Genomic DNA, 24,033 nt, shown 5'->3' with positions numbered 1-24,033 from the left:
GACATGATTATTGACGAATTGTGACGACAGGTGTAATATGGGTAACGTTAATTCAAATGGTTACAATTTATAACCTACAAACGAGTTGTGGAGAGAAGGAATGTTCCATGTTAAATTCAGGCCGGATATGTAAACGGAGGCAAGGCGGGTAGCATGCCCACTTATTCCGTCTTTTGTCATGCTTGGATTTGAACATTTTGCAACATCATATACTATACTGCACAGAGCACAGGAGGCACTCCAATGGATGCAATGACATTTGTCCTGTTTGGGGCAACAGGCGATTTAGCAAAACGCAAGATTTACCCTGCATTATATAATTTGTACATGGATCAAAAAATGCCGAAATCCTTTTCCGTTATCGGTCTGGGTCGGCGTGAATTGTCAGATGCAGACTTTCAGGCGAATGTCGAAAAGTCATTGCATGAATTTTCACGTCAAACTCCGGAGGAAGCATCCCAGGTACGTGATTTCATTGGGGCTTTCCGCTATTGTTCTCTAAACAATACGAAGCTTGAAGATTACACCAAACTGCTTGAGTTGGTTCAACAGCGTGAGCAAGAACTTAGTATTCCTGAGAATCGCATGTTCTACATGTCGGTAGCACCAGAATTCTTCGAGCCGATCGCACTGAATATCCAAGAAAGTGGACTCGGTAACACGAAAGGCTGGAAGAAACTGATCATCGAAAAACCTTTTGGACATGATCTGCAATCCGCACGTGAATTAAATGAGAAGCTTAGCAATACCTTTGCAGAAGAAGAAATCTATCGCATTGACCACTTCCTTGGTAAACCGATGGTTCAGAATATGGAGACGTTAACTTATGCGAATCCAGTAATTCAGGCTTTGTGGTCTAACCGCTATATTGCCAATGTACAAATTACAGCAAGTGAGACTGTTGGTGTTGAAGAGCGTGCTGCCTATTATGACCAAAGTGGTGCACTTCGTGACATGTTCCAAAACCACATGCTTCAGTTGCTGATGATGATCGGCTTACATTTGCCAAAGCGTTGTACACCGGAAGAAATTCAATTCAAGAAACGTAAAATTGCTGAGTCTCTTCGTCCACTAACGAAAGAGAATATCGTTACTGAAGTTGTTCGTGCTCAATATGCAGCAGGCGACCTGCAAGGTTCTTCTGTTGTTGGTTATCTGGACGAGCCTGGTATTCCAGCTGGTTCTCAGAATGAAACTTATGTAGCCGCAAGGTTATGGGTTGATGATCCATTCTGGAGTGAGGTTCCTTTCTATATCCGTACAGGTAAGCGTATGGCTGAGAAATCCACCCGAATTGTCGTTGAATTCAAAGCTCCACTGAAAACAGGGCATGAATCCGAGAATACGATGGAGCCGAACCTGTTAACCATTGAAATTGGACCAGGAGAAAGCATCTCGCTTCAACTAAATGCGAAGAATCCATTGAACCATGGTGAAGTGGAACCCATGAGTATGACGTTCAGCTCAGGCAAACGCAATGTGCCTGAAGCTTATGAGAATCTGATCTTCGACGCAATGCGTGGAGACTCCACTTTCTTCGCACACTGGAATGAAGTTGAGTTGGCATGGAAATGGGTTCAACCAATTCAAGAAGCCTTCCAAGAAGGTAGTGTGCCACTGGATACGTATGCAGCAGGTTCACATGGTCCTGAATCAGCAGACCGCCTGACAACAGAGAATGGATTCCGTTGGTGGTAAGCAATTTAACATTACGATTTCAATTTTGATAAGAGGCAACGGCTTCAAAGTTCCAACTGTACCATTCCAATTTTGCGTAAGACCTTCCGCTTATCTTTACCTCGAAGGCTGTGGAAATTTTTGAATATAGATGGCGTTCGGTTTGAAAATGGGTTGGATGAGACGGGGAAAAGTAGTGGAGGAGTCGAGATCGATTCTGGAGAAGCGAAAGCGTGCGCCTTTATCCCCGGATTTTCTTCTTGTAAAAGGAGATTAAAAAAATCTGGGGATAAGAGCGATCGTAAGAACGATTCGACACCGGAACGGCTACTTGGTCCGTGTTGGTACTTATTTTCTTATCTGAGCAAAAATAAAATTTAAACATAGTTCACATTACAGGAGGATTTATTATGAAACTCGGACTCGTTGGATTAGGTAAAATGGGATTGAACCTTGGAAGAAACTTGATTGATCACAAACATGAAGTCGTAGCTTTCGACTTGAACACTGAAGCTGTGAAAGAAATGTCAGAATACGGCGCACAAGGCGTATCTTCTTATGCAGAAATGGTTGCATCTCTTGAATCCCCACGCGTATTGTGGATTATGGTTCCCCACAACGTAGTAGATGCAGTATTGGCTGAAATTAGCCCACTTCTCTCTAAAGGCGACATCATCATTGAAGCGGGTAACTCCCACTACAAAGAATCGATCCGTCGTTATGAAGAGTTGAAACCACAAGGCATCCATTACATGGACGCAGGTACTTCCGGTGGTATGGAAGGTGCGCGTAACGGTGCATGTTACATGATCGGTGGCGACCCAGAAGCATGGGCAGTGGTTGAACCAGCATTCAAAGATACTTCTGTTGAGAACGGCTACCTGTATGCAGGTAAAGCGGGCAGCGGTCACTTCCTCAAAATGGTTCACAACGGTATCGAGTACGGTATGATGGCTTCTATCGGTGAAGGCTTCGACGTATTGGAGAAAAGCGGTTTTGACTTCGACTTCGAGCAAGTTGCACGTGTATGGAACAACGGTTCCGTTATTCGTTCTTGGTTGATGGAATTGACAGAGCGTGCATTCTCCAAAGATGCAAACTTGGATGAAATCAAAGGTGTTATGCACTCTTCTGGTGAAGGACGTTGGACAGTTGAAACAGCATTTGACCTTCAAACAGCTACACCTGTTATTGCGTTGTCCTTGTTGATGCGTTATCGCTCCCTGGAGACAGATACGTTCACAGGTAAAGTGGTAGCTGCACTGCGTAATGAGTTTGGCGGTCACGCTGTCGAGAAGAACTAATTCATATATTTAGCCACAGTAACAATTAATAAGTAATAAGTAATAAGTAATAAGTGTACTCTTCCACAGATGTAGTGGGAGGGTACACTTTTTTTGTCGTTTATAAACGAGTGTGTTTGCCAACTTATCATATAAGAGGTGCTGTCCTTCTTTTTCGGGACAACAGTGCATAAGGATAACATATACCTAGTCGGGTCAGAACAACCTCGTATAGCTCATCCCGCAGGGGAGGGACACTAAATTGATGAGAAGAAGATGGCGAAGCCGGAGACGCCGTAAACCGCCAAGTGGCAAGCGTAAAATGTGGTTGATCATTTTATTAGTAACTGCTTTTTGTTTGATGCAGGGGTTTGCCTACGTGGATAAGAAAATGAAGCCCCCTATAATGCACCTAGCCAAAATTAGGGTGAAGCAGATTGCCACCGAGGCGATCAACAAAGCGATTACGGCACAGGTCGCAGAAGGTAAGACAACGGAAGGCTTAATCGATTGGAAGACGGATACTGCCGGGAAAGTGTCTGGTTTTATGCTGAACTACAACGAGCATATGCGAATCACCGCAAGCACGATGAACATCGTGCAGTCTACTCTACAGAATGTGCACATGTTAAAAGAGAAAATACCACTTGGGCAAGCGTTAGGCAGCCCTGTGATGGCATCTTTTGGCCCCAATATCCCGGTTCGTATCGAACCTCAGGGAGCGGTAAAAGTAGACCTGAACACTCGTCAGCAAAATGCCGGAATCAATATGATCTTGGTCGAAGTTTACATTCACATCATTGCAGAGGTTGCTGTGGTGGTGCCATTTGATATGGAGCCTGAGACGGTGGATACGGAGATCCCGATCTCGTACCTGCTCGTTGTGGGCGATGTACCGATGTACTACTACGATAATCAAGGCAAACCTGTAGGCAGCAATGGTAGCCAGGCTCCAGCTATCGCACTCCCATCAGGTCATTCAGGGGTATCAAGTGAAGGAGGGGTGACATCCAATCCGGGTAGTCTTCCATCCACGAACCCTTCAGCTCCTTCACAACAGCAGGCCCCATCTGAAGGCTCACAAGGAGGCGTGTTTGACCTAGAGCATGAGATGCCAGAGATCAATGGAACGCAGCCCAACACAAATGGAAATCATTAAGTTTTAAAATAAAAGACAAAACCCAAAGGAGCCTTAACATAAGGCTCTTTTGGGTTTGATGTTTGATGCTTAGACGTTAGACCTTAGACATTTGATGTCTAACGTGGTACGTGGGTGAGGAATAAGAAAGAACACATTACAATATTCAATCCAGTGTCTTCAACATACGTTTATTTGCTTTTGTTTTTCTTCTGTTTACGTTCTTCCCGCTCCCAATGAGATAACGATGGATAGGGATCGAACGACCATTCCGTCAGACCACTATCTCGATAAATACCATAATGAAGATGTGGAGGGAATTTGCCTTGAGTTCCTGGTTTCCCATAACCGGAGCTGCCTACCCAACCAACGACTTGACCTGGCGTTACAACTTCACCGATATGGGCGTTTTTGTCAAAGCCAGATAGATGTGCGTAATAGTGATAGTGATTATTCAAGTCCCGAATACCAATCCGCCAACCACCAAATGGATTCCAGCCTTTGATTTCTACAACGCCATAACAAGTGCTGCGGACAGGAAGACCATGTGGTGCGAAGATATCCGTACCTTCATGAATTCGATAACCACCCCAGCTTCGCTTGGTTCCCCATGTACTTCGATAGGAATAATTGCTACCTAACGGGACGGGGAAAGCATGTCCAAATAGATCCAGATTGTCGAAGTGCTCATATAACTTAGCAAATTGTTGAATTCGTTGTACCGATCTGGAGTTGTGATAGTACTCCCATAGAGCAATGTTGAAGTCCTCCTGACGGTTTCCATACTTCTGAATGACACTAGCGAAACTGTAGAGTAGATCCAGATCATTGTTGGGATCTGCAAGGCCATCACCTGAACCATCTCGTCCATACCCGTTGAAAAATAGGATGGAGGCCGGATGCTGATCCGTCACATCCGGGTTTAACCAGCCTCTCCATGCTGGAGACGTCATGTAGATGCCTGTCAGCCGTTCGGGATGCTTGCGATCCTTCGGGTGTGCACGTGTAATGGTTCGTTCATATTGATCAATCGCTGCTAATCTATACCAGGGTATCCCGGTTATTTGCCCGATACTTTCATATAGATGACGGCGTGCAGCGAAAATTTCAGCAGGTTTTTGTTCTGCACCCTGGTTCTGGACTTGTGATGTGGTTACAGAGGGTTTACCATGGACATCTACAGGCAAGAGTGGGAGAAGCAAGGTGCCTGCGAGAATCGTTTTGATCCAGAAAGTATAGGTGAAACGCATTGTGAAGCGATCTTGCACAGGGAAGCAGCCCCTTTCCGTAGATGATAAACACGAGTGCCGAGTGAATAAGCTATATCCTAGGTTCTTCAAAAGTCGTGATTTTATCCATGTAAGCATTTTGCATATAAGAGCTGTGATGCACAAGATGAGACAAATGGGAGTTTTTCCAACGCTTTCATGGTATAATATGTTCCGAGCAACAGCCTAACTTCAGTAGAAAGAAGGTTTACGCATTGGCTAAACGTGTTAAAGAACCGAAACCAGATTGGATTCGGATCAAGTTGACTACCGGCGATAATTATCAGGAAATGAAAGAGATGATGCGTTCCAAAACGCTGCATACAGTATGTGAGGAAGCACGCTGTCCCAACATTTATGAATGCTGGGCCAATCGAACGGCAACTTTTATGATTTTGGGCGATATTTGCACACGGGCATGCCGTTTTTGTGCGGTCAATACCGGCTTGCCAACGGAACTAGATTTGCAAGAACCAGAACGGGTAGCAGAGGCGGCAGAACAGATGAATCTGCAGCACTGTGTCATTACCAGCGTAGCTCGTGATGATTTGAAGGATGGCGGGGCAACGATTTTTGCGGAGACGGTGAAGGCTGTACGTAGACGGTTACCACTCTGCAGTGTTGAAGTACTTATTCCGGACTTTTTGGGCGATCGTGAGTCGTTGCAGATTGTTATGGATGCCAAACCGGATATTTTGAACCACAACATCGAGACGGTTGAGCGGTTGTCAGACAAAGTGCGTGCGAAGGCGAAGTATAAACGATCGCTGGAACTGCTTGCTCGAGCCAAAGAAATGCAGCCGAACATCCCGACAAAATCAAGTATTATGCTGGGTGTCGGTGAGGAGTATAATGAAATTCTGTCAACGATGGATGATCTTCGAGCGGTAGATTGCGATATTATGACGATTGGTCAGTACTTGCAGCCTTCCGAGAAACATCTGTTTGTTGAAAAGTATTATCCGCCAGAGGAATTTGCAGCACTGAAACAGGAAGGTTTGAAACGTGGATTCAGCCACGTGGAATCCGGACCGATGGTGCGTAGTTCCTACCATGCGCATGAACAGGTGAAGTCAGCTACCAAACATGCGGAACAGGCGGCAACACACGCATGATGGAGGATACATGATGGACGATATAGAAGTGCAAGAAGGAAGTACAGAAGAGGTTCAAGAGTCGCTTCAGGATAAACCTGAGGATCAATCTCAAGACAAACCTGAGGATCAATCTCAAGACAAACCTGAGGACAAACCCCAAGAAAAAATCATCGTTCAAGTCGGTGGGAAAAATTACGAAATCGTACAGAACCACAAAGAAGGATGGAACGCGGAAGTTTTCCGTGATCGGTACAGCGAAGTGCTAGAACGATACGATTATATTATCGGAGACTGGGGTTACAGTCAGTTACGTTTGAAGGGCTTCTACCGGGACAATCATCCCAAAGCAACGAAGGACTCAACGATCTCCAGTATGGTGGACTACATTAATGAATATTGCAACTTTGGTTGTGCGTACTTTGTTCTACAAAAGAGCAAAGATCAGCCACCAGCCAAAGCAAAAAGCGGCTCCTAGAGAGCCGCTTTTTTTGTAGCTTGTTATCAGAAGATAACTCTCATTGGCATAGCAAGTCGTGCAGCTAGTCCAGAAAGGCAGTGCGCACTCGATTCCAGAACGGATACGGACGATACCGCGCAAAGCTCACTTTATGACTAGATACTTGGCAGCGTACAGAGATAAGATCCTCAACCATAACGTTAACGTGATCAATCGTCATCAACAGACGTTGATCCTTCCGCGAGAAGATATCGCAGTGATGGTGCTTCGGCAAAATAACCGGTGAACCCAGCGTCCGATACACGCGATTGTTGATGGAAGCAATCTCAGCGATCTGAATCGCATCAATTGTAGGATGCACCATAGCTCCACCAAGTGCCTTGTTGTAGGCTGTACTGCCAGATGGCGTCGAGACACAGATGCCGTCCCCACGAAACATTTCGAAAGTAACGTCATTGATGTCAACCTGAGCAACAACGGTACCATCTACCCCTTTTAACGTAAATTCATTTAACGCAATATAAGAGGAATTGCCTGACTTCTTACGAATCTCCAGCTCCAGTAACGGATACTGCACAATGCGGGGTTTAAGATGCTCCGAATCCCCTTTTCCGCTCATTAGTCTTACCAATTCTCTTAATTCTTCCTTCTTCCAGTCGGCATAAAATCCGAGATGCCCTGTGTGAACCCCAACAAAAGCAATGTCCGGGATCCGGTCGATGAAGTTATGAAATGCCTGCAGCATCGTACCATCGCCTCCGATAGAGACAACAATCTCGGGTGATTCTGCATCCAGCTTGAATCCTTCCTCTTTGGCCAGCGCGTGAAATTGCTGACTGAGATCAATCGATAACTGGTCTCCGCGGTCTTGAACATAGTATCTCAAGATGAAAGCTCCTTTGTGGTCATTATACTACCGATGATAATCAATTCCGGAGAAGAACACAACGTTGGATTCATATTCCTGCCCATAAAGATGGACATAACGGATTATCTTTTTACATGTCTGTTTGAAAATAGAGAGATGATTAATGAGAATACCAGCAGCAGAAGGGTCACAATCCCAAGAGTAACGAGACCCGTAACAACAATCGTTCCCCAATACTGGGTATATATAAAAGGGTTGAAATTAGGGATATTCGGAGCAAACACAGGCAAATCCATCGTTCCCATCATGGGTGCCCACAGTAACAACACCAGTATTGGTGCGATGAGTGCATGGATGACTCTAGCCAACAGGAAAGTCCCATACCTCATAGGGGTGTTGCTCAGTATGCTCATAATCTGTGCGTGAACAGAAAGCCCACCCCAAGACAATACAAATGCTGCGGCTGCCGCCTTGTATATCAGGGGGATACTTGCTCCAGCGGCTCCGGCTTCTTTGGCTCCCAAAGTCACTTCAAATAACCCGCCTACAAGACTCTGGGACAGAGCAGGGGGTAGCCCAGCATGAACTAGACCTAATTCCGTCCATTGGTATAACACACCCAGCCAGCCTGTTTGTACCAATAGTTCCATGATGACGGAGAAGAATACAACTAAGCCCCCAACGATAATAATAAGTCGAAGGGACGAGGAAATGGCCTGGCGCAACAATTCGCCAAATGCCCGCCCATCTGCCATACGAGCCTGATGCATCGACTCGATCGCTAGCTTCAATTTATTTTTAGGTATGTGATTTGGAGATGAAGGGTAAACTTTAGATTCGCTAATTGAATGTTTATTGGAGTGATCTGTTCCTCTGCCATGGAAACGCATCAGTAGTCCCACGATAAATGCGGCAGCATAATGTGAAGCAACTAGCACTGGCGCAATGGCAACATTATGGAAGAAGCCGACAGATACGGCACCAATCATGAAAATGGGATCAGATGAGGTGGTGAAAGCTACGAGGCGTTCTCCTTCCTCACGGGTAACCAACTTCTGTTCCCACAACTGCGCAGTTAACTTAGCTCCTGTAGGATAACCGGATGCGCAACTGACAGCGAATACGAACCCACCGCTCCCAGGTACACGAAAAAGTGGACGCATAAGTGGATTAAGTAACGTACCGAGAAAATGAACAATCCCAAACCCAATGAGCAGCTCAGATAAAACTAAAAAAGGGAAAAGGGAGGGGAACAACACGTCCCACCAGATGGCAAGACCACGCACACCCGCTTGCCACGTTTCCGCCGGAAATAGAATCATGAGCAGGCATAGGACGAGGAGAGCAAGTATAAACATGACCTGGGTTAGTTTTTGCAGCTTACCAAGAGCAGACATGATACCTCTCCTTTTCAGCAAAATGGCTTTCCGGCAGAATAAGGGCTTGTGCGATCAATATATGAGCTTAAGCGGACAAACAGTACAACAGAGTACCTATTCGCGATAGAAAGCGCTTGCAAAAATGGCTGTATTTTTAAACGATGTATGCTAAAATGAAAAAAACGCCTGAACGTCACCTCAATCTGCTAACGGGTGAATTCAATTCGGATGGAGTGATGATTATGAGTCTTGTCACCGGAGTCCTAGTCTGTGCTTTTGTCTACGTTATACGTGCGTCGCTTATACGCTCTGAAGAAGAGGACTGGCGAAGCTATTAATGAATAAATGATGCGCTGAACCTTAGGTTTGGCGCTTTTTTTGTTGTTTTTATCTAGTCGTAAGTACGTCCATATCATGCTGTCATACGCAAAATTGTTATATAATAATCCATATCTTGTGTGATGTTAGATAGGACTTTTGGTTTTTTTTTGATAGAATGAGGATTAGGGTGTATGTAACCTGGTCTTTAATTTTAGTTCACAATTAAGCATAGGAGTGTAATATATGCCAAAATTCGACACAACTAATGTGGGGGCAAATCAATGAAACCTACGCTAAGTATTTATGAAAATCTCGGCGGGGAACAAGGTGTACGAGCTCTGGTAGAAGCCTTTTACCCGATTGTTATGCAAAATGAACAGTTAGCACCTTTGTTTCCTGAAGATATTCAGCCAGTGATGGATAAACAGTACATGTTTTTATCTCAATTTTTCGGTGGTCCTGCCTTGTTCTCTGAGGCATATGGTCATCCGATGATGCGTGCCCGCCATATGCATTTCGAAGTGACGGTTGAACGAGCTGAAGCATGGCTCTCATGTATGAATCAAGCGTTGACACAGATCGGTGTTGAAGAACCGTTGCATTCGTTTATCCTGCAGCGATTATCGGGACCGGCTCATCACTTTGTGAACACGCCTTAGTTCCGATTACAAGCTTACGGGAGAGGGATGGAATGAGTGGAACTAGAACCGCTGTATAAGGTGAAAATAACGTGTCACTATTGTGAAAATGAGTTTGAAACTTCACGGGTAAGACCAAGTTTGAAGAGACCTTACCGAACCGATTCCGACTTCTGCGCTTATTACAAACTAGAGAACCCTGACTTTTACGTTGTACGTATCTGTCCTGAATGTGGATTTGCTTCTACAGAGAATTCAACGGAACGTTTAAGTGATACACAGCGGCAAAATTTCAAGAATCAGATCGGCAACCGTTGGGAGAAACGTGATTATAGCGGGGCACGGACGATCGATCAGGCACTTGCAACGTACAAGCTTGGACTGTTGTGCGCGCAAGTGATCCAAGAAAAGGATCGTGTCGTTGCAGGTTTACTTCATCATATTGCCTGGTTATACCGCTACCGTGAGGATCATGAGCAGGAACGTCGTTTCCTGGAGTTTAGTCTAGACTCGTATGTGAGGGTCTTTGAGCGGGAAGGCACAGGTGGAAATGAAGCCCGCTTGCTCTATTTGCTGGGGGAATTGAATCGTAGGATAGGTCGCTTCCATGAGGCGGTCAAATGGTTTGGAAGAGTCATTCAGGACAAACGTATTACAGATGCGGCCATGATTCGTGCTTCGCGAGAGCAATGGGCATTACTGCGGGAACAGATGATATCTGGCAAAATGGAGCTACCTGAAGAGATGGTTGAAGCCGAAAAAGGGGCTACCAAGCGTAGCCCCATCTAAGCACCATTCGTCTTGGAATCCAATTAATTACGAATTGGACGGCTGGACAGCAGGTAGTCACTATCGTTATCAATCACCGTCATACTACCGTTACAACAAGGAAAGACCAGCAATTTCTTCTTGCCTTCACGGATGCGTACAAGCTCTTTCGGTTTCAGGGGCAGCAGCACATTGCTTGCATGGCAGAACGGGCATTGCTGTACATAGATGTCTCCCATCACAATGTCGTAAGGCCAACTGTTCTCAAAAGGAATCATTCCTGCTCGCCTTCCGAGGGTTCTTCCGATGCAGTTGGCTTGGACGCTTCAGCTTTGGCTAATTCGGCAATTTTCTGCATCAGGATATGCTGGGGCATATGCATCAGGTGTTCCAGTGGCACACCAAGGGATTCCGCTAATTTAACGGCTGTATCAGCCGATACTTGTAAAGGTTTCATCACATTTACCTCCTAAAGAATAGCTTAAACTATTCCTCTAGTATAGAGATACAGTCTTCATAAAACCAGTCTTTATTCAGGTAATTACATTTGTGTTGAATGGAAAATGGAATCAAAGCATGCAAAGGGTTCATCGCATCATTGGTTATTCAATCTGTAGAGAGAGGTGCCTAATTAAATGAAAACACCATTACATCCCGTATGGGATCTGGAGTCCATCTTTAGTGGAGGTTCTTCCTCCGAGTCATTTGCTGCATATCTAGTTGAGCTTGAGCAGGATGTTCGCAACCTTCAGCAACTACTGAAAGAAACACCAGTACCAAGCAATCTGGAGGAAACCAAAACATTTGATCCGATTCTGGAATTGTTGCAGAGCTGCTATATTCGGACTTCCGAAGGATCGGCCTTTGTATCTTGTCTCTCTTCACAGAATCAGAAGGACAAGAAGGCTACACAGCTTCAAGGTGCAATTAGTTCCCTTGGAGCTATGCTGAGCAGCAGTAAATCCCAGTTTGATAATAAACTTAGTGAAACGGAAGACCACGTATGGGAAGCATGGATGGCTCGGGATGACATTCAGCCACTATCTTTTGTACTGAACGAAAGTCGTACACAAGCTCGTGAGAAGCTGTCACCTGAACTAGAGGGTCTTGCTCTTGATTTAGGGGTTGATGGTTACCATGGCTGGGGCAAATTCTATAATACAATCGTAGGAAAAATTAACATTCCATTTGAGCAAAATGGAGAAACAGTCATGCTATCAGCAGGGCAGGCTTCCAACAAGCTTAGTGATAGTGATCGCACTGTACGCGAAAAGGTTTTCGCACAGTGGGAAGAGGCTTGGACTGACGTCGAGGATTTTTGTGCGGATACGCTGAATCATCTTGCTGGCTTCCGTCTTAAGTTATATGAGAAGCGTGGCTGGGATGATATCCTCAAGGAGCCTTTGGCGATTAACCGGATGTCGCGTCAGACACTGGATACGATGTGGGATGTTATTAACGGAGCCAAACCTTCATTAGTTCGTTACCTAGAGCGCAAAGCGAAGCTTCTTGGCGTAGACAAGCTGAGTTGGAGTGACGTCGATGCTCCTGTTGGAAAATCGGGTGGCAAAGTGACTTATGATGAAGCTGCGATTAATATTGTTGAACAGTTCGCGAAGTTCAGTCCCAAGCTTTCCAAATTTGCTGAGATGGCGTTTGAAAAGCGTTGGATCGAAGCGGAAGACCGTCCTGGTAAGCGTCCAGGTGGATTCTGTACATCTCTGCCACTGAGCAAAGCAACTCGAATCTTCATGACATTCTCTGGGACTCCATCCAATGTTTCGACACTTGCTCATGAGTTAGGACATGGGTATCATCAACACATTATGGAAGAGTTGCCTGCGCTGAATCAGCGCTATGCAATGAATGTAGCGGAGACGGCATCTACTTTTGCAGAATTGATCGTTGCGGATGCACTTGTTCAAGCGGCGACGGATGAACAAGAGAAGTTGGCTTTGTTGGAAGATAAAATTCAACGAAGTGTAGCATTCTTTATGAATATCCACGCTCGCTTCTTATTTGAGAATCGTTTCTATGAGCAACGTAAAAAGGGACTCGTTAGTGCTGATGAACTATCCAAATTAATGGTGGATGCTCAACAAGAAGCATTCTGTGGTGTGTTAGCATCGGATCATCCGCATTTCTGGGCATCGAAGCTGCATTTCTATCTGACAGGTGTACCATTCTATAACTTCCCGTACACATTCGGTTATATGTTCAGTGCAGGAATCTATGCTAGAGCACAGCAAGAGGGAACAGCCTTTGCAGATAAATATGACGACTTGCTGAGAGATACGGGGCGAATGACCGTAGAGCAATTGGCAGATAAACATCTGGGGACTGACCTAACTAAGCCTGAGTTCTGGCAAAATGCCGCCGATCTAGTTATTGCTGACATTGAAAAGTTCCTTGAAATGACAAAGGATCACGAATAAGCATATAGCATATATAGAGGTTGTCCCAAAAGTAGGCTTTAATCAAGCAATGTCTCTACACCTACTTTAGGTGACGTTTTAATTTTCACCGAGTTACAAATGTCATTTGTATATCATACAAGACTGCCAGCCCGATGCACGTTATTTGGGTGGCAGTCTTTTTTGTTGACTACAACAGATGCGATTATTTTGTCGCAATACAGAGAAAAAACTCAGTTTTAATCGCGCAAATGGCAATTAATTGTGCAAACCATAGTAATAAATACCCAAGTTTGTTTGTTATTGTTGAATGACCATATATATTGTCATATAATGAGTCGTAAGTCCTTGTTATGAAGGGATGAAGTGCATAAAGGAGGAGCAGTATGGTAAAAATTGACCAGCTTTCATTAGCACGACAGTTAGATCTGGTGTTCAAAGAGCTTGATAATGAGTTGGCAGGGTTGGATTCAGGTGTTGTTTTTGTGCAAATACGCAATAACGTAATTGGGAAATTCGGAATTCGACATAATCCGATATCTGGGCGGAATGGACAATTAGAAGTGGAGAATGAGGGATTAAATGAAGCTCAGCGGTCTTCTTTCCGGGTTATGGCATTAGAGACGTTGAAATTCAAGAAGAATTGGACGCATGGAGAAATTTCATATGACTTTACAGTAAGACAAGGCATGATATTGGTAGATGCAACGATGGAATCCAATTACAATATGGCTAACTTAATGATTCGTTATCCTAGGACAAATACATACAAGGATTCAGGAATGGAATCAACTTCCTAAGCGCCAGCATAACCAAAAGCGGCACTTCCGAAGAAGGCCGCTTTTAGCTTTACCACGTAAGCATGCTTTCGAGTTCTTAAGAACGACCCGATAATTGCTGCTCAGCGATTTGTACCAGACGTTTAGTAATGTATCCTCCCAGAGATCCTGTCTCACGGGAAGTGTAGTTACCGTAGTATCCATCTTGTGGAATGGTTACACCCAGCTCTTGCGCCGCTTCAATTTTCAATTGTTGCAAAGCTGCTGTTGCTTGGGGAACAACCAGATTGTTAGAGCTGTTTCTATTACCTTGGTTTTGGCCTCCGTACATGTGTGTCACCTCCTTATGGGTTGGTGATGTTAGTATGGTTAGAGAATGAAGAAATATACATCATATGACGTAAGGGAAATTTTAGGGATTAATGATGTGGAAGGTATAAGCAAAGAGCCGATCCTATAAGGATCGGCTTTTTGGCGTATAGGTAAAATGAAGAACGTACGTCTGTGAGCATCATGAGGTGCATGATAGAGTTGTTCTTTATAACGTTACTCTACTGGAGGAACAACTTCAATCCGCGTAACCAGCTCTACTGGTTGCTGTGGTTCCAATCGAATCAATCCCGTTTGCTGGTCGGATAAAGACAGATTCGGGGCATCGGAGAGCCACGTGTAAGGTTCAATGCACAGGAATTGATCGGATTCGCCTTTTGTATAGAGAACCCAATGCTTGAAATATCGTTCATCTGCTGAATAATTCAGCAGGTAGCCATCCTGACGTCGTAGTTGAGCAATAGCCGGTTTATGCTCGTCAGCCTTGAGAAGTGTATCCCAATTTCGGCCTTGCATATTCATGCCTTCGTTCAGGGCAGCCCATTCACCTAGCTCAGCAATTTCACCTGTAGGCAACTGTTCTTCATTCTGTGAATATAAACCTGAAACAGGCAGCTGAAGTGTCCATTCGGCAGGTGTGCCGTCAAGGAGGAACCATGTATGATATCCCATTCCAAATGGAGCAGGAGTTGAACTCAAATTCGTTACGCGCAACTGTTGGCTCAGGACAGCATTTTGCAGCCTAAACGTCATCTCTAGCTTAAGAGGAATGGGGAATTGCTCCATCCAGTGCTCTTCGTTCTCGGTAAGTAATTCCGTAGTGATGGCACAACCATCTTCATCCTCTTCAATGTCACTAACACACCAGGATTGTGTGCGATGGAGACCATGGATGTGGTTGTCGTTGGCTGTGTTCTGATCGAACTGGTAATGGACGCCCTCATATTCGAATTGTCCACGATGAATTCGACCAGGTGGAATGAGAAGCGGAACACCGAAGTGATACGGTTTCTGCAGATAAAATGCAAGATCATCTTCTTCTGGACTGCGAACGACATCGCGTCCCTGCACGAGATCACGAATAGAAATGATATTGTTTCCAAGACGCGGTAGCAGGGTAATCTCCAATTCACGGCTATGTAGGATATACGTGTCGTAACCATTCCATTGGCCTTTGGTCACTTGTTTCATATCGATGCTCCTTTTCCCACTTGAAATCTGACTGCAAACGGCTTTTTTAATCTTCCGCTGCAGGCGTGTCATTGTGTACATGCCAGCAATCCCTTAAGCAATCCACGTGAATGCTTGGAATAGGGTTAAGCTATTCCATCATAACAGATTTCAGTGGGGTGGGTAAAAAAAGCTCATTCTTAATTTTTGACAATCCGTGTGGATGGCATTAAGATGGTATTCAGATATAGCTTTATTTACGAGTTGAATAACTTGAAAATGCTTGTTTAAGAAGTGATTTTTAAACAAACGCTTAAAGCGATGATAGGGATAAGTAAGTGGAGGGCACTCTCTTCAGAAAGCCGGTGGGTGATGTGAACCGGTGTGAACTCTTTGCCGAATGGCCCCTTGAGTGCGGAGTTGAACCGGGTAGCTGATGTTGGCTCTATCCCGCAGTAGGTTCTGACGTATATTCCACGTTACGGAACAATGAAGGTGTTTCTTGTCGTTGAATCGATGTGCGTAAGTACAGAGAATCTACTTATCAAGGGACACGAATAAGGGTGGCACCACGGTCTCACGTCCCTTGCGGGCGTGGGATCTTTTTGCGTCCGCGGAGAATACATGATTGACCCAGAGTTAACTGGATCAAAGCTAAATTCGAGGAGGCGTTACTTTTTATGAAAACTGTATTATCTGGAATTCAGCCGAGTGGTAAACTTACGCTTGGTAACTACATTGGTGCGATCAAAAATTTTGTGAAGCTGCAGCATGATTATCAATGTCACTTCATGGTGGTGGATCTTCATGCCGTCACTGTAGCTCAGGAACCTGCTGCACTTCGTGAGCAATCCGAGGCGGTAGCTGCCCTGTTTATTGCAGCTGGCATCGATCCGACCAAGTCCAACGTATTTTTGCAGTCCCATGTGCCTCAGCACGCTGAGTTGGGATGGTTAATGACAACACTCACTTCTATGGGTGAGCTTGAGCGTATGACTCAGTTCAAAGACAAGTCTTCAGGAAAGGATTCCGTTGGGGCAGGGCTGTTTGTATATCCATCTCTGATGGCGGCTGACATTCTATTATACAATGCTGATCTCGTTCCCGTAGGTGAGGATCAGAAGCAGCATTTGGAGCTCACGCGTGATCTCGCGGGTCGCTTCAATCACCGTTATGGGGAGTATTTCACAATTCCAGATCCGTACATTCCGCAAGTGGGTGCGCGTGTGATGTCATTGGATGATGCTTCCTCCAAAATGAGTAAAAGTAATCCGAATGCAGGCAGCTATATTGCGTTGCTCGACACGCCGGCAGAAATTCGCAAGAAAATCAGTCGTGCCACAACAGATTCAGGACGTGAAGTCGTGTACGATCCGGCTAACAAACCGGAAGTGAGCAATCTCATGAGTATCTACGCGGAATGTGCAGGCATGACTCTTCAACAGGTTGCTGATCAGTATGAGGGCCAGATGTATGGTCCATTCAAAAAGGGATTGGCAGAGGCTGTCGTTTCCGTCATTGAGCCGTTGCAACAACGGTATCATGAGATCCGTGAATCAGGCGAATTGGCTGATATTCTCGATGCTTCCGCTCGTCGTGCAGAAGAAGTGGCTTCCAAAACACTTAATGATGTTAAAGAACGTATGGGCTTTGTACCAAGACGTGCACGGTAGTAAGTTATATTTGAGTTCCGCTATATAGAGCAATGAGTTTTAGATAGAGCAAAAAGAGGAGCCATAGGCTCCTCTTTTATTGTTTGGATAGAGTATAAGCGTTGCTTCCATAACACGAATTAAGAAGCTGAACCTGTTGACGCGTGGAGTTCGCGACGCTCCTTTTTGGCACGGATGACAAAGCCCCAACCGATGTTACCCATGGACAAAATAAATCCTAATGCAGCCAACCAGCCAGAGTAAGACATCGAAATTGCTGTAACCGTTAACAAAACAATGGAAGAGAATGCAAACCATAAGGATAGACCTTTGCTCATTGGAAAAAACCTCCATCATAAATTTAATGAATCTCCGTATAACCTGAAGCGTGCGAGACATAATAATCTTGCAAGCTTGCATTACATTACAGACACAGATTGAAAGGAGATTTAAAATATGGCTCAAGGATCTCGTTCTTCTAACAACTTGGTGGTACCTCAAGCAACTGCAGCATTGCAACAATTGAAAATGGAAGCTGCACAGGAACTGGGTGTAACTATTCCACAAGACGGTTACTATGGTAACTACACTTCCCGTGAGACAGGATCTCTGGGTGGATATATTACCAAACGTCTGGTACAAATCGCTGAGCAGTCTCTGGCTGGGTCTGGCAAATAATTCATCATAACCAAACAGCAACAACCAGAAAGCCCGGAGCGGAATGCTCCGGGCTTTCGCGCGCGGTTTAGTTCCTATGTTGATTGTGCCCTTCTTGGCACACTTTCGTCAAGAGCGTGCCGACAAAAGTTTTTTATCCATTTTTTCGTCACTTAACCAGCCCACATACGTGTCGATGGTTTCAAAATTCCGATCCATGACAACGACAGCGACAAATGGATATTGTTTGCGGTGTCGATAACGGACATCTGCCCAGCGGACTTTGTATCCGGCAGGCAATTCCTCAACCTCAGCTACAGCATACGATGTGAAGTATAGGAATGCTTGCACTTCAGGTGATTGACGAGAAGCAGCTACCGCTGCATGAGTAGACGAGGAAGCTTGCAGATTCCAAGTTAGGTCAGAACCATCTAATTTTCCAATCTCATAGCGATCATCGGCATAACGCTTCACCACATGCCAACGATTCCAGGATATGGTGGGGATGACGACATAACGAATCGCATCTGTACTGTAATCCATTCGTTTTACCTTAGAGACAGCCTGTGCGTGCGCAATAATCCGCCAAATATAATACAAGCCAATGATGATATACAGCGTGACGAACAATGGAGCAGGTGCTACAACATCAAAAGCCCAGAGCAAGATGGCTACGACATGTGAACTGAACAGAAACGGATCAAAAATATGAATGATATTCCACGCGATCCACTTATCCGTAAATGGTCTTGCCGCCTGGGTGCCATACGTATTGAACAGATCCGTAAATACGTGTACACAGACCGCCACAGCCGTCCATATGGCAACATGTGCAATAGCGACGCCAGGGAAGATCAATGCGATTACACCTGTAATGAGCAATGTCCATAACAGGAGAAAGGGCAGGGAATGGGACATCCCACGATGATTTCGAATATACAGGGAATTACTTTTGAGACGCAGCGCAGTATCAATATCAGGGGCTTGTGAGCCAGCGATCGTACCGACCATTACCGCAGCTGCAAGCATGGGGCTTGAGGCTACGACAGGATCAACATAAGCTAGCCCAGCCAAACCAATGCCCATGACAAAATGTGTAGAAGTATCCATAAACGTCTCCTTTGTTGTGTAGATCGTTCTCGTCATACTCATCATACGTGTTCAAAAAGGTCGGTTTTCAGTACCGAGAAGATGGGAGGAAGCTAGAAATGGAGTAGCGGAGCGTAGGCAAACCTACGTGGGCAACTACATGTTTCCGAAGGAAACAAGTTTCGTAAGCCTCCCGCTTATTTCGGCTGAATCCCATATTCGATGCTGAGATGCCGACAGGCATCCTTCGTAATCAAAAGCGGACTTTTTGAACAACCTCTAATCATTCTCTATCTAGGTGATACCCATCTATAGTGTATATTATCCGTCTGCCAAGAAGCAAAACAGGTCATCTGCAAAACAAAGGGTCAATCAATATGCTTTTTGTTCGATTTTTGTACAAGCATCGCCCAACTCATTTGGGATTTTCTGTGATAAACTTTATATCGGACAAAGAGGGTAACGGCTTAACTATTTCGAGCAGCATGTTCAAAAAGTTTCGTAGGCATGTTGCTGAAGAACAGGTACAATAGTAGAGTGCTCTACAATAGGTGGATTTTCTCGACATACATAATTAAGGAATAGGCCGTCATTTATCAACGTGATTACTAATGGGGAAGCAAGCAAGAGCTTAAACCGTCTGGTTTCTGCGTATGTATGCGTCTTCATCGTAACGACATGGGAGAAAGGAAGAGGATTATGTTCAAAAAGTATATATGGACATGGATATTACTCGCATTAGCACTCGTTATGGTTGTATATCTGATGTGGGGCAATCTGTTTGCAGGCAAGGAGAAATTACCCGAAATTCGAGAGATCCAATCCTTTTCTATGGAAAATGTAGATGGGAAGACCGTATCGCTTGAGGATACTCAAGGCAAAGTCCGTTTATTCTACTTTTATTTCACCAGTTGTCCAGATGTTTGCCCGATAACGACATATACGCTTTCTGAAGTGCAGGATCTGTTGAAAGAGGACGATACATTTGGCAATGACGCTTCGTTTGTATCGATTTCGTTTGATCCAGAGGTGGATACGAAGGAGAAGATCAAGGAATTTGCCGATCGTTTCCATGCTGATTATAACGGTTGGTACTTCCTCCGCGGGGATATGGAGGAAACGAAGAAATTCGCCAGAGAATCCTTCCAGATTCTGATTGAGGGTGAGACTAAAGATGATTTTGCCCATATGAACCTGATTGGTTTGGTGGATCGAAACAACCAACTGCGTAAGATTTACAGTCCAGGAAACATCCCAGAAAATGTTGATCCAGCTGTAATCGCAGAAGACATTCGCAATCTAATTAAGGAGTAAGCAATGAGATGGTGGGTACGGAGTGATCTCATGTGATGTATAACAATCAAAGGCACCGCCCAGATCAAACACAGATCTGAGCAGGTGCCTCTTTGTATTGGGCATATTTAAAATGACGGCTGTTCAGGATATTGAATATATGCCTCTAATCCTGCCTTTTCTAACTGAGCAATGATGTATTCATCCGGTGTTCCTTCTACCCCCGCATAACCACGTCTGGTGTACATTTGCTCCGCATCCGGAAAGGCATCCCGCAGAACGCCTCTGATTTTCTTGCCAGAGCTGTCATTATCCATAAACAGATAGACTTCATCATAACCAACCTGCTTTTTAAGCGTCTCAAGCTTTAAGGAATTCAGTGTTCCAAACGTACATAAAATGTTGATCTCAGGCCCAACCAGTCGTTTGAGTTTGCTACGATCATTCTTACCTTCCACGATGACATGAATAGGCATCATATTCACCTCTTGTTCGAGAGCTTGTGTCGACATTCCCCGGGAAATGTTGTCGCGGAAATCGACGGATCATATATAGTGTAGCTGTAAATAGGGGAATGATGCAAAGGACTAGCAAAAAAACAAACTCTTGCAGGGATTGAGGCTAAATGAACGTCTATTATGATATTAACCCAAAACACTCTTGGTGTCAGACGCTGACAATGAAGCTTCTCGTCTGGAAGTGAAATAGGGAAGCAGAAGAATACCAACCATTAATAAGATAAATCCGATAAAATAAGGAGAGACTCCCACGCGAATCTGTCCAGCTGCGATCGGCCCAATGAATGATCCGATGGATGTTGCGATGGATTGCAAAGAGAAAATTCGACCTAGCTTGTTGCCACCGCTTAATCTAATAAACAGGGTTGCCATTGCAGGAAACGTGATACCCTTAGACATCCCGAGTACAAACAGGACAGTAGGTAAAGGCAACTGAGGAATAGCTGCTAAGGCGAAGAAGCAAAGGGACATCAATAATACACCTGCGGTTACACGTAGTTTAGGTGAATATCGGTTAAGGAATAACATACTCAATGTAAACAAGGCTCCTATGCTAATAATGGAAAAAAGAAGTCCTGTAGACATGATGGAGGAATGGCCTCCTCCTCGAAGAGGCAGTTCAAAGAACAGGATACCTTGGGCACAAGCTATGACAAGTGGCAACGCAAAATAACGCCAGGATACGGGTAGGAACACCTTTTTGCTCTCAGGTAAATGACTTGGCTGGGCAGGCTCAGTTACCTTCTCAGGCTGTGGCTCAATTAACCCTTTGGGCATGGAGAAGAAGGCGATAACACCTGTCAGAATGAGCAAATAACCAAGGCTTGCAAAGGTTGCCGAGAATCCCATGCTACCTACGATGAGTGCTCCTGCTGCGGGAGATACAACAGATGCGAGTGTATGCACTACACCATGACCAGACATATACTTGCCTTGAGTAACGGGATCACGAGACAACTGAGCTAGCAGAGCTAGACAGGCAGGAGATAGAAAGGCGAGCACAAACCCGCTGATGGAGCGAAGTGCGAGCAGCTGCCAGGGAGTGTGGATCTGGGCTTGAATGAGCAGGATGATGCCCGCACCTAACAGACTAAACACAATGTAGCGACGGCTACCGTGTTTGTCGATTTGCGTACCAGCAATGAGATTACCAGGTAAATGAGTCAAGGAGTAGATGCCCATCATCCATCCAATGAAAGTTGGAGCTGCCCCAAGCGAAATAGCGAATGGCGTCAGGATTGGATACTGGGCATGTAGATCAAAAACAGCAAGAAACAAAAATAAATAGAGCCATATGGCCGTTTTCACAAAAGCCCCTCCTTGTTAAGCGATGCATGTTCATCGGTGGTGTATCATGGTATTCGCGTATATCACGCAGAACCTCATGGTACTACTTGTACGCCCGGAGGGACGAACTTAGACCCTTTATTTTCACACCTATAGGCTTAGCTGACAGCAGGTTCGGAAATCATGTATAATATTCGGGAAGTGTGTACTCAACTCTAATTCGGAAGGTGTAGTCATGGACATAGAAGTAATTAAAGAGTTTGTGATGCAGAACTGGCTTGTGATCGTTGTTGCATTGATCATTTTGTTCTTCGTTCTGAATGTCGTCAAAACGGTATTGAAATGGGCGATTGCCATCATCATTATTGCGGCTCTACTGATATACAGTGGTATCTCCATTGACCAGATCAAACAGACGGTAACGGATGTTCAAAGCAGTACGATGGACACATTGAAGAAAGAAGCAACGAATCTTATGGTGAATGAAGCGTCTAAGGCGACCTATGCCAAAGGACAGAATGGAGAATTCACTATTACCAGTCCCAATGTCGAGATTAAAGGCACTGCAGGCTCGGACAAAGTTAATGTCGTGCTTCGCGGGATCTCCCTGGGGGAATGGAATTTGGACAATGAAACGATACGTACCTTTGTCGATAAGGCCAAAGGAAACGTAACAGCACCAGCTTCTTAGTAAAGGGGGAATGAATTCGTGCTGCAAAGTTGGCTGGACAGCCTGAAGGAATTCAACGGTATCACCATTGTGCTGTTGTTAATTGTGGCAGCTTCATTGCTGCAAGGGTGGTCTAGAGGAGCATCGCGTTCCGCAGGCAGACTATTTGGTTTCCTCATGGATGGTATTATGGTGGTCATCAGTATTCTGCTGTCTGTGGGCCTTACGCTATGGCTTGCGCCATATGTTCAGCAATGGCTGTCTACGTATGCCGGGACGATCCCTAACCGAGATTTGAATCGCTGGGAGCAGATGTATTATACATTAGTTACAGCCATTGCTGATTTTCCGTTAATGCGGTTCGCTGTGTTATTTGTCATTAGCTATGGATTTATCCGATTGATTCTCGGATTTCTATCGTCGTTGTTCTATAAAAGGAATGATTCGGCGGTTCAGGAGAGCTGGCCAAAAGGTTTCTTTAGCCGTCTTACTGGTGCAATCATTGGTGCGATTATTGGCTCTGCGCGTGGAATGATTGTGATTGCCATTTTATTCATGATCGTGAGCCTCTATCCAGGCAGCATGTTCAGTCGTTACGTGGAGGCTTCGCCAATCTACATGCAAGGAGCCAAATCTGTGATTGAGCCGTTGTCGGGTAACCTGATCAAGGACAAGCTGCCAGTATTTACTCAGGCTGTGCAGAAAGAACTGGGTGGTATTCTACAGCGGAAGTATGATGTGATCGACCATAATATCCCGGCTGACATCGAGTCTGCGGCACACGAAATTGTGCAGGGCAAGTCTACGGAGGAAGAAAAAGCGCGGGCGCTCTATGATTGGGTAGGTTCACGAATCGAGTATGATTATGGCAAAGTAGTTGATTATGAACAAAAAGGCATTTGGCATGAGCAAACGCCGCAAAATACATTTGATACGCGTAAGGGTGTGTGTATCGACTATGCCCGCCTATATGCCGTGATGGCTCGATCACAAGGGCTTGAGGTTAAGGTTGTAACAGGTCTTGGGTACAATGGGCAGGGCGGTTATGGCCCGCATGCATGGAACGAGATTTATTTGAGTGATTCCCAGAGCTGGATTCCACTGGACCCGACATGGGCAGTGAGTGGCGACTGGTTCAATCCTCCGAATTTTGCTGATACCCATCTGAAAGATCAGACAACATAACAATACACCGGGCATGGATCCGGATATGACGACGTTGCCAAGTTATCATGCCGTGAGTAGATTCGTTTTACGCGGTATGCACCAAGTCATGAAAG

At 45.0% G+C, this 24,033-nt stretch carries 26 protein-coding genes and 1 other annotated feature; of the genes, 15 read left to right on the top strand and 11 right to left on the bottom strand.

Annotated features, from left to right (window positions below; genetic code table 11):
• Positions 1-243: 243 nt before the first annotated feature.
• From zwf to yunB, 3 genes are all read left to right on the top strand, one after another.
• Entirely contained in the window at positions 244-1,698 is a 1,455-nt protein-coding gene (zwf, locus tag V6W81_RS24055; RefSeq protein ID WP_338540606.1) for a glucose-6-phosphate dehydrogenase, read from the top strand.
• Between the two features lie 389 nt (positions 1,699-2,087).
• Positions 2,088-2,981: a phosphogluconate dehydrogenase (NAD(+)-dependent, decarboxylating) gene (gene gnd, locus V6W81_RS24050; protein ID WP_056702290.1), complete on the top strand. Its 894-nt coding sequence runs from the start codon at positions 2,088-2,090 to the stop codon at positions 2,979-2,981.
• Positions 2,982-3,225: 244 nt separating this feature from the next.
• The gene (yunB, locus tag V6W81_RS24045) at positions 3,226-4,119 is read left to right on the top strand and encodes a sporulation protein YunB (protein ID WP_338540605.1); all 894 of its coding nucleotides are present in this window, start codon (positions 3,226-3,228) and stop codon (positions 4,117-4,119) included.
• A gap of 170 nt (positions 4,120-4,289) precedes the next feature.
• Here yunB and V6W81_RS24040 read toward each other — a convergent pair whose 3' ends face one another.
• Positions 4,290-5,366, bottom strand: coding sequence for a M23 family metallopeptidase (locus tag V6W81_RS24040; protein ID WP_338540604.1), 1,077 nt, complete (start codon positions 5,364-5,366; stop codon positions 4,290-4,292).
• Positions 5,367-5,581: 215 nt separating this feature from the next.
• Between V6W81_RS24040 and lipA the strand changes: the two genes are divergently transcribed.
• Together lipA and V6W81_RS24030 are read left to right on the top strand one after the other, a co-directional pair.
• Complete coding sequence (gene lipA / locus V6W81_RS24035; protein ID WP_056702296.1) at positions 5,582-6,481, top strand: lipoyl synthase; 900 nt, start codon at positions 5,582-5,584, stop codon at positions 6,479-6,481.
• Positions 6,482-6,491: 10 nt separating this feature from the next.
• Positions 6,492-6,938 (top strand): YutD family protein, encoded by a 447-nt coding sequence (locus tag V6W81_RS24030; protein WP_338540603.1) that lies wholly within the window; start codon positions 6,492-6,494, stop codon positions 6,936-6,938.
• A gap of 64 nt (positions 6,939-7,002) precedes the next feature.
• Here the strand turns inward: V6W81_RS24030 and V6W81_RS24025 are convergent, their stop codons facing one another.
• Both V6W81_RS24025 and ylbJ read right to left on the bottom strand, forming a co-directional pair.
• Positions 7,003-7,806, bottom strand: a complete 804-nt coding sequence (locus V6W81_RS24025; RefSeq protein WP_056702297.1) for an NAD kinase — start codon at positions 7,804-7,806, stop codon at positions 7,003-7,005.
• A 104-nt stretch (positions 7,807-7,910) separates the two neighbouring features.
• Complete coding sequence (gene ylbJ, locus V6W81_RS24020; RefSeq protein WP_338540602.1) at positions 7,911-9,185, bottom strand: sporulation integral membrane protein YlbJ; 1,275 nt, start codon at positions 9,183-9,185, stop codon at positions 7,911-7,913.
• A gap of 155 nt (positions 9,186-9,340) precedes the next feature.
• Here ylbJ and V6W81_RS24015 point away from each other — a divergent pair, with 155 nt between their 5' ends.
• From V6W81_RS24015 to V6W81_RS24005, 3 genes are all read left to right on the top strand, one after another.
• Entirely contained in the window at positions 9,341-9,505 is a 165-nt protein-coding gene (locus V6W81_RS24015) for a hypothetical protein (protein ID WP_338540601.1), read from the top strand.
• 264 nt (positions 9,506-9,769) lie between these two features.
• Positions 9,770-10,147 (top strand): globin, encoded by a 378-nt coding sequence (locus tag V6W81_RS24010; RefSeq protein WP_128103471.1) that lies wholly within the window; start codon positions 9,770-9,772, stop codon positions 10,145-10,147.
• A 36-nt stretch (positions 10,148-10,183) separates the two neighbouring features.
• Positions 10,184-10,915 (top strand): DUF2225 domain-containing protein, encoded by a 732-nt coding sequence (locus V6W81_RS24005; protein WP_307217740.1) that lies wholly within the window; start codon positions 10,184-10,186, stop codon positions 10,913-10,915.
• 23 nt (positions 10,916-10,938) lie between these two features.
• Here the strand turns inward: V6W81_RS24005 and V6W81_RS24000 are convergent, their stop codons facing one another.
• Both V6W81_RS24000 and V6W81_RS23995 read right to left on the bottom strand, forming a co-directional pair.
• The gene (locus tag V6W81_RS24000) at positions 10,939-11,172 is read right to left on the bottom strand and encodes a hypothetical protein (protein ID WP_056702306.1); all 234 of its coding nucleotides are present in this window, start codon (positions 11,170-11,172) and stop codon (positions 10,939-10,941) included.
• On the bottom strand, positions 11,169-11,351 hold the full coding sequence (locus tag V6W81_RS23995) for a YycC family protein (RefSeq protein ID WP_145053649.1): 183 nt from the start codon (positions 11,349-11,351) through the stop codon (positions 11,169-11,171). Before V6W81_RS23995 ends, V6W81_RS24000 begins: the two co-directional genes overlap by 4 nt.
• A 178-nt stretch (positions 11,352-11,529) precedes the next feature.
• Here V6W81_RS23995 and V6W81_RS23990 point away from each other — a divergent pair, with 178 nt between their 5' ends.
• Together V6W81_RS23990 and V6W81_RS23985 are read left to right on the top strand one after the other, a co-directional pair.
• Positions 11,530-13,329, top strand: coding sequence for a M3 family oligoendopeptidase (locus V6W81_RS23990; protein WP_338540600.1), 1,800 nt, complete (start codon positions 11,530-11,532; stop codon positions 13,327-13,329).
• A gap of 365 nt (positions 13,330-13,694) precedes the next feature.
• A complete protein-coding gene (locus V6W81_RS23985; protein ID WP_145053653.1) occupies positions 13,695-14,108 on the top strand; it encodes an O-methyltransferase in 414 nt (137 codons plus the stop codon).
• 76 nt (positions 14,109-14,184) lie between these two features.
• Here the strand turns inward: V6W81_RS23985 and V6W81_RS23980 are convergent, their stop codons facing one another.
• Both V6W81_RS23980 and V6W81_RS23975 read right to left on the bottom strand, forming a co-directional pair.
• Positions 14,185-14,418, bottom strand: coding sequence for an alpha/beta-type small acid-soluble spore protein (locus V6W81_RS23980; protein ID WP_024634588.1), 234 nt, complete (start codon positions 14,416-14,418; stop codon positions 14,185-14,187).
• 215 nt (positions 14,419-14,633) lie between these two features.
• Positions 14,634-15,608 carry an aldose 1-epimerase gene (locus V6W81_RS23975; protein ID WP_145053655.1) on the bottom strand — a complete coding sequence of 325 codons (975 nt, stop codon included), beginning with the start codon at positions 15,606-15,608 and terminating at the stop codon, positions 14,634-14,636.
• Between the two features lie 291 nt (positions 15,609-15,899).
• Positions 15,900-16,177: a binding site (T-box leader), on the top strand.
• A 90-nt stretch (positions 16,178-16,267) separates the two neighbouring features.
• On the opposite strand from V6W81_RS23975, the gene trpS reads away from it, so the two are divergent.
• Positions 16,268-17,260 carry a tryptophan--tRNA ligase gene (gene trpS / locus V6W81_RS23970; protein ID WP_145053657.1) on the top strand — a complete coding sequence of 331 codons (993 nt, stop codon included), beginning with the start codon at positions 16,268-16,270 and terminating at the stop codon, positions 17,258-17,260.
• Positions 17,261-17,379: 119 nt separating this feature from the next.
• Here the strand turns inward: trpS and V6W81_RS23965 are convergent, their stop codons facing one another.
• Entirely contained in the window at positions 17,380-17,577 is a 198-nt protein-coding gene (locus V6W81_RS23965) for a hypothetical protein (protein ID WP_056702317.1), read from the bottom strand.
• A 118-nt stretch (positions 17,578-17,695) separates the two neighbouring features.
• Between V6W81_RS23965 and V6W81_RS23960 the strand changes: the two genes are divergently transcribed.
• Positions 17,696-17,917 (top strand): alpha/beta-type small acid-soluble spore protein, encoded by a 222-nt coding sequence (locus V6W81_RS23960; protein ID WP_056702318.1) that lies wholly within the window; start codon positions 17,696-17,698, stop codon positions 17,915-17,917.
• Between the two features lie 108 nt (positions 17,918-18,025).
• Here the strand turns inward: V6W81_RS23960 and V6W81_RS23955 are convergent, their stop codons facing one another.
• Positions 18,026-19,006, bottom strand: a complete 981-nt coding sequence (locus tag V6W81_RS23955) for a metal-dependent hydrolase (protein ID WP_145049609.1) — start codon at positions 19,004-19,006, stop codon at positions 18,026-18,028.
• Between the two features lie 678 nt (positions 19,007-19,684).
• Between V6W81_RS23955 and V6W81_RS23950 the strand changes: the two genes are divergently transcribed.
• A complete protein-coding gene (locus V6W81_RS23950) occupies positions 19,685-20,299 on the top strand; it encodes an SCO family protein (RefSeq protein WP_338540599.1) in 615 nt (204 codons plus the stop codon).
• A 107-nt stretch (positions 20,300-20,406) separates the two neighbouring features.
• Here the strand turns inward: V6W81_RS23950 and V6W81_RS23945 are convergent, their stop codons facing one another.
• Positions 20,407-20,754 (bottom strand): toprim domain-containing protein, encoded by a 348-nt coding sequence (locus tag V6W81_RS23945; RefSeq protein ID WP_056702325.1) that lies wholly within the window; start codon positions 20,752-20,754, stop codon positions 20,407-20,409.
• A gap of 168 nt (positions 20,755-20,922) precedes the next feature.
• Positions 20,923-22,104 carry an MFS transporter gene (locus V6W81_RS23940; protein ID WP_145049613.1) on the bottom strand — a complete coding sequence of 394 codons (1,182 nt, stop codon included), beginning with the start codon at positions 22,102-22,104 and terminating at the stop codon, positions 20,923-20,925.
• A 214-nt stretch (positions 22,105-22,318) separates the two neighbouring features.
• On the opposite strand from V6W81_RS23940, the gene V6W81_RS23935 reads away from it, so the two are divergent.
• Both V6W81_RS23935 and V6W81_RS23930 read left to right on the top strand, forming a co-directional pair.
• Positions 22,319-22,774: an ATPase gene (locus V6W81_RS23935; protein WP_239293590.1), complete on the top strand. Its 456-nt coding sequence runs from the start codon at positions 22,319-22,321 to the stop codon at positions 22,772-22,774.
• 18 nt (positions 22,775-22,792) lie between these two features.
• Positions 22,793-23,938 (top strand): transglutaminase domain-containing protein, encoded by a 1,146-nt coding sequence (locus tag V6W81_RS23930; protein ID WP_338540598.1) that lies wholly within the window; start codon positions 22,793-22,795, stop codon positions 23,936-23,938.
• Positions 23,939-24,033 lie beyond the last annotated feature (95 nt).

The organism is Paenibacillus tundrae (assembly GCF_036884255.1).
GTDB lineage: Bacteria > Bacillota > Bacilli > Paenibacillales > Paenibacillaceae > Paenibacillus.
The sequence above is the reverse complement of the archived record's forward strand: the minus strand, read 5'-3'. Positions and strand labels throughout refer to the sequence as shown.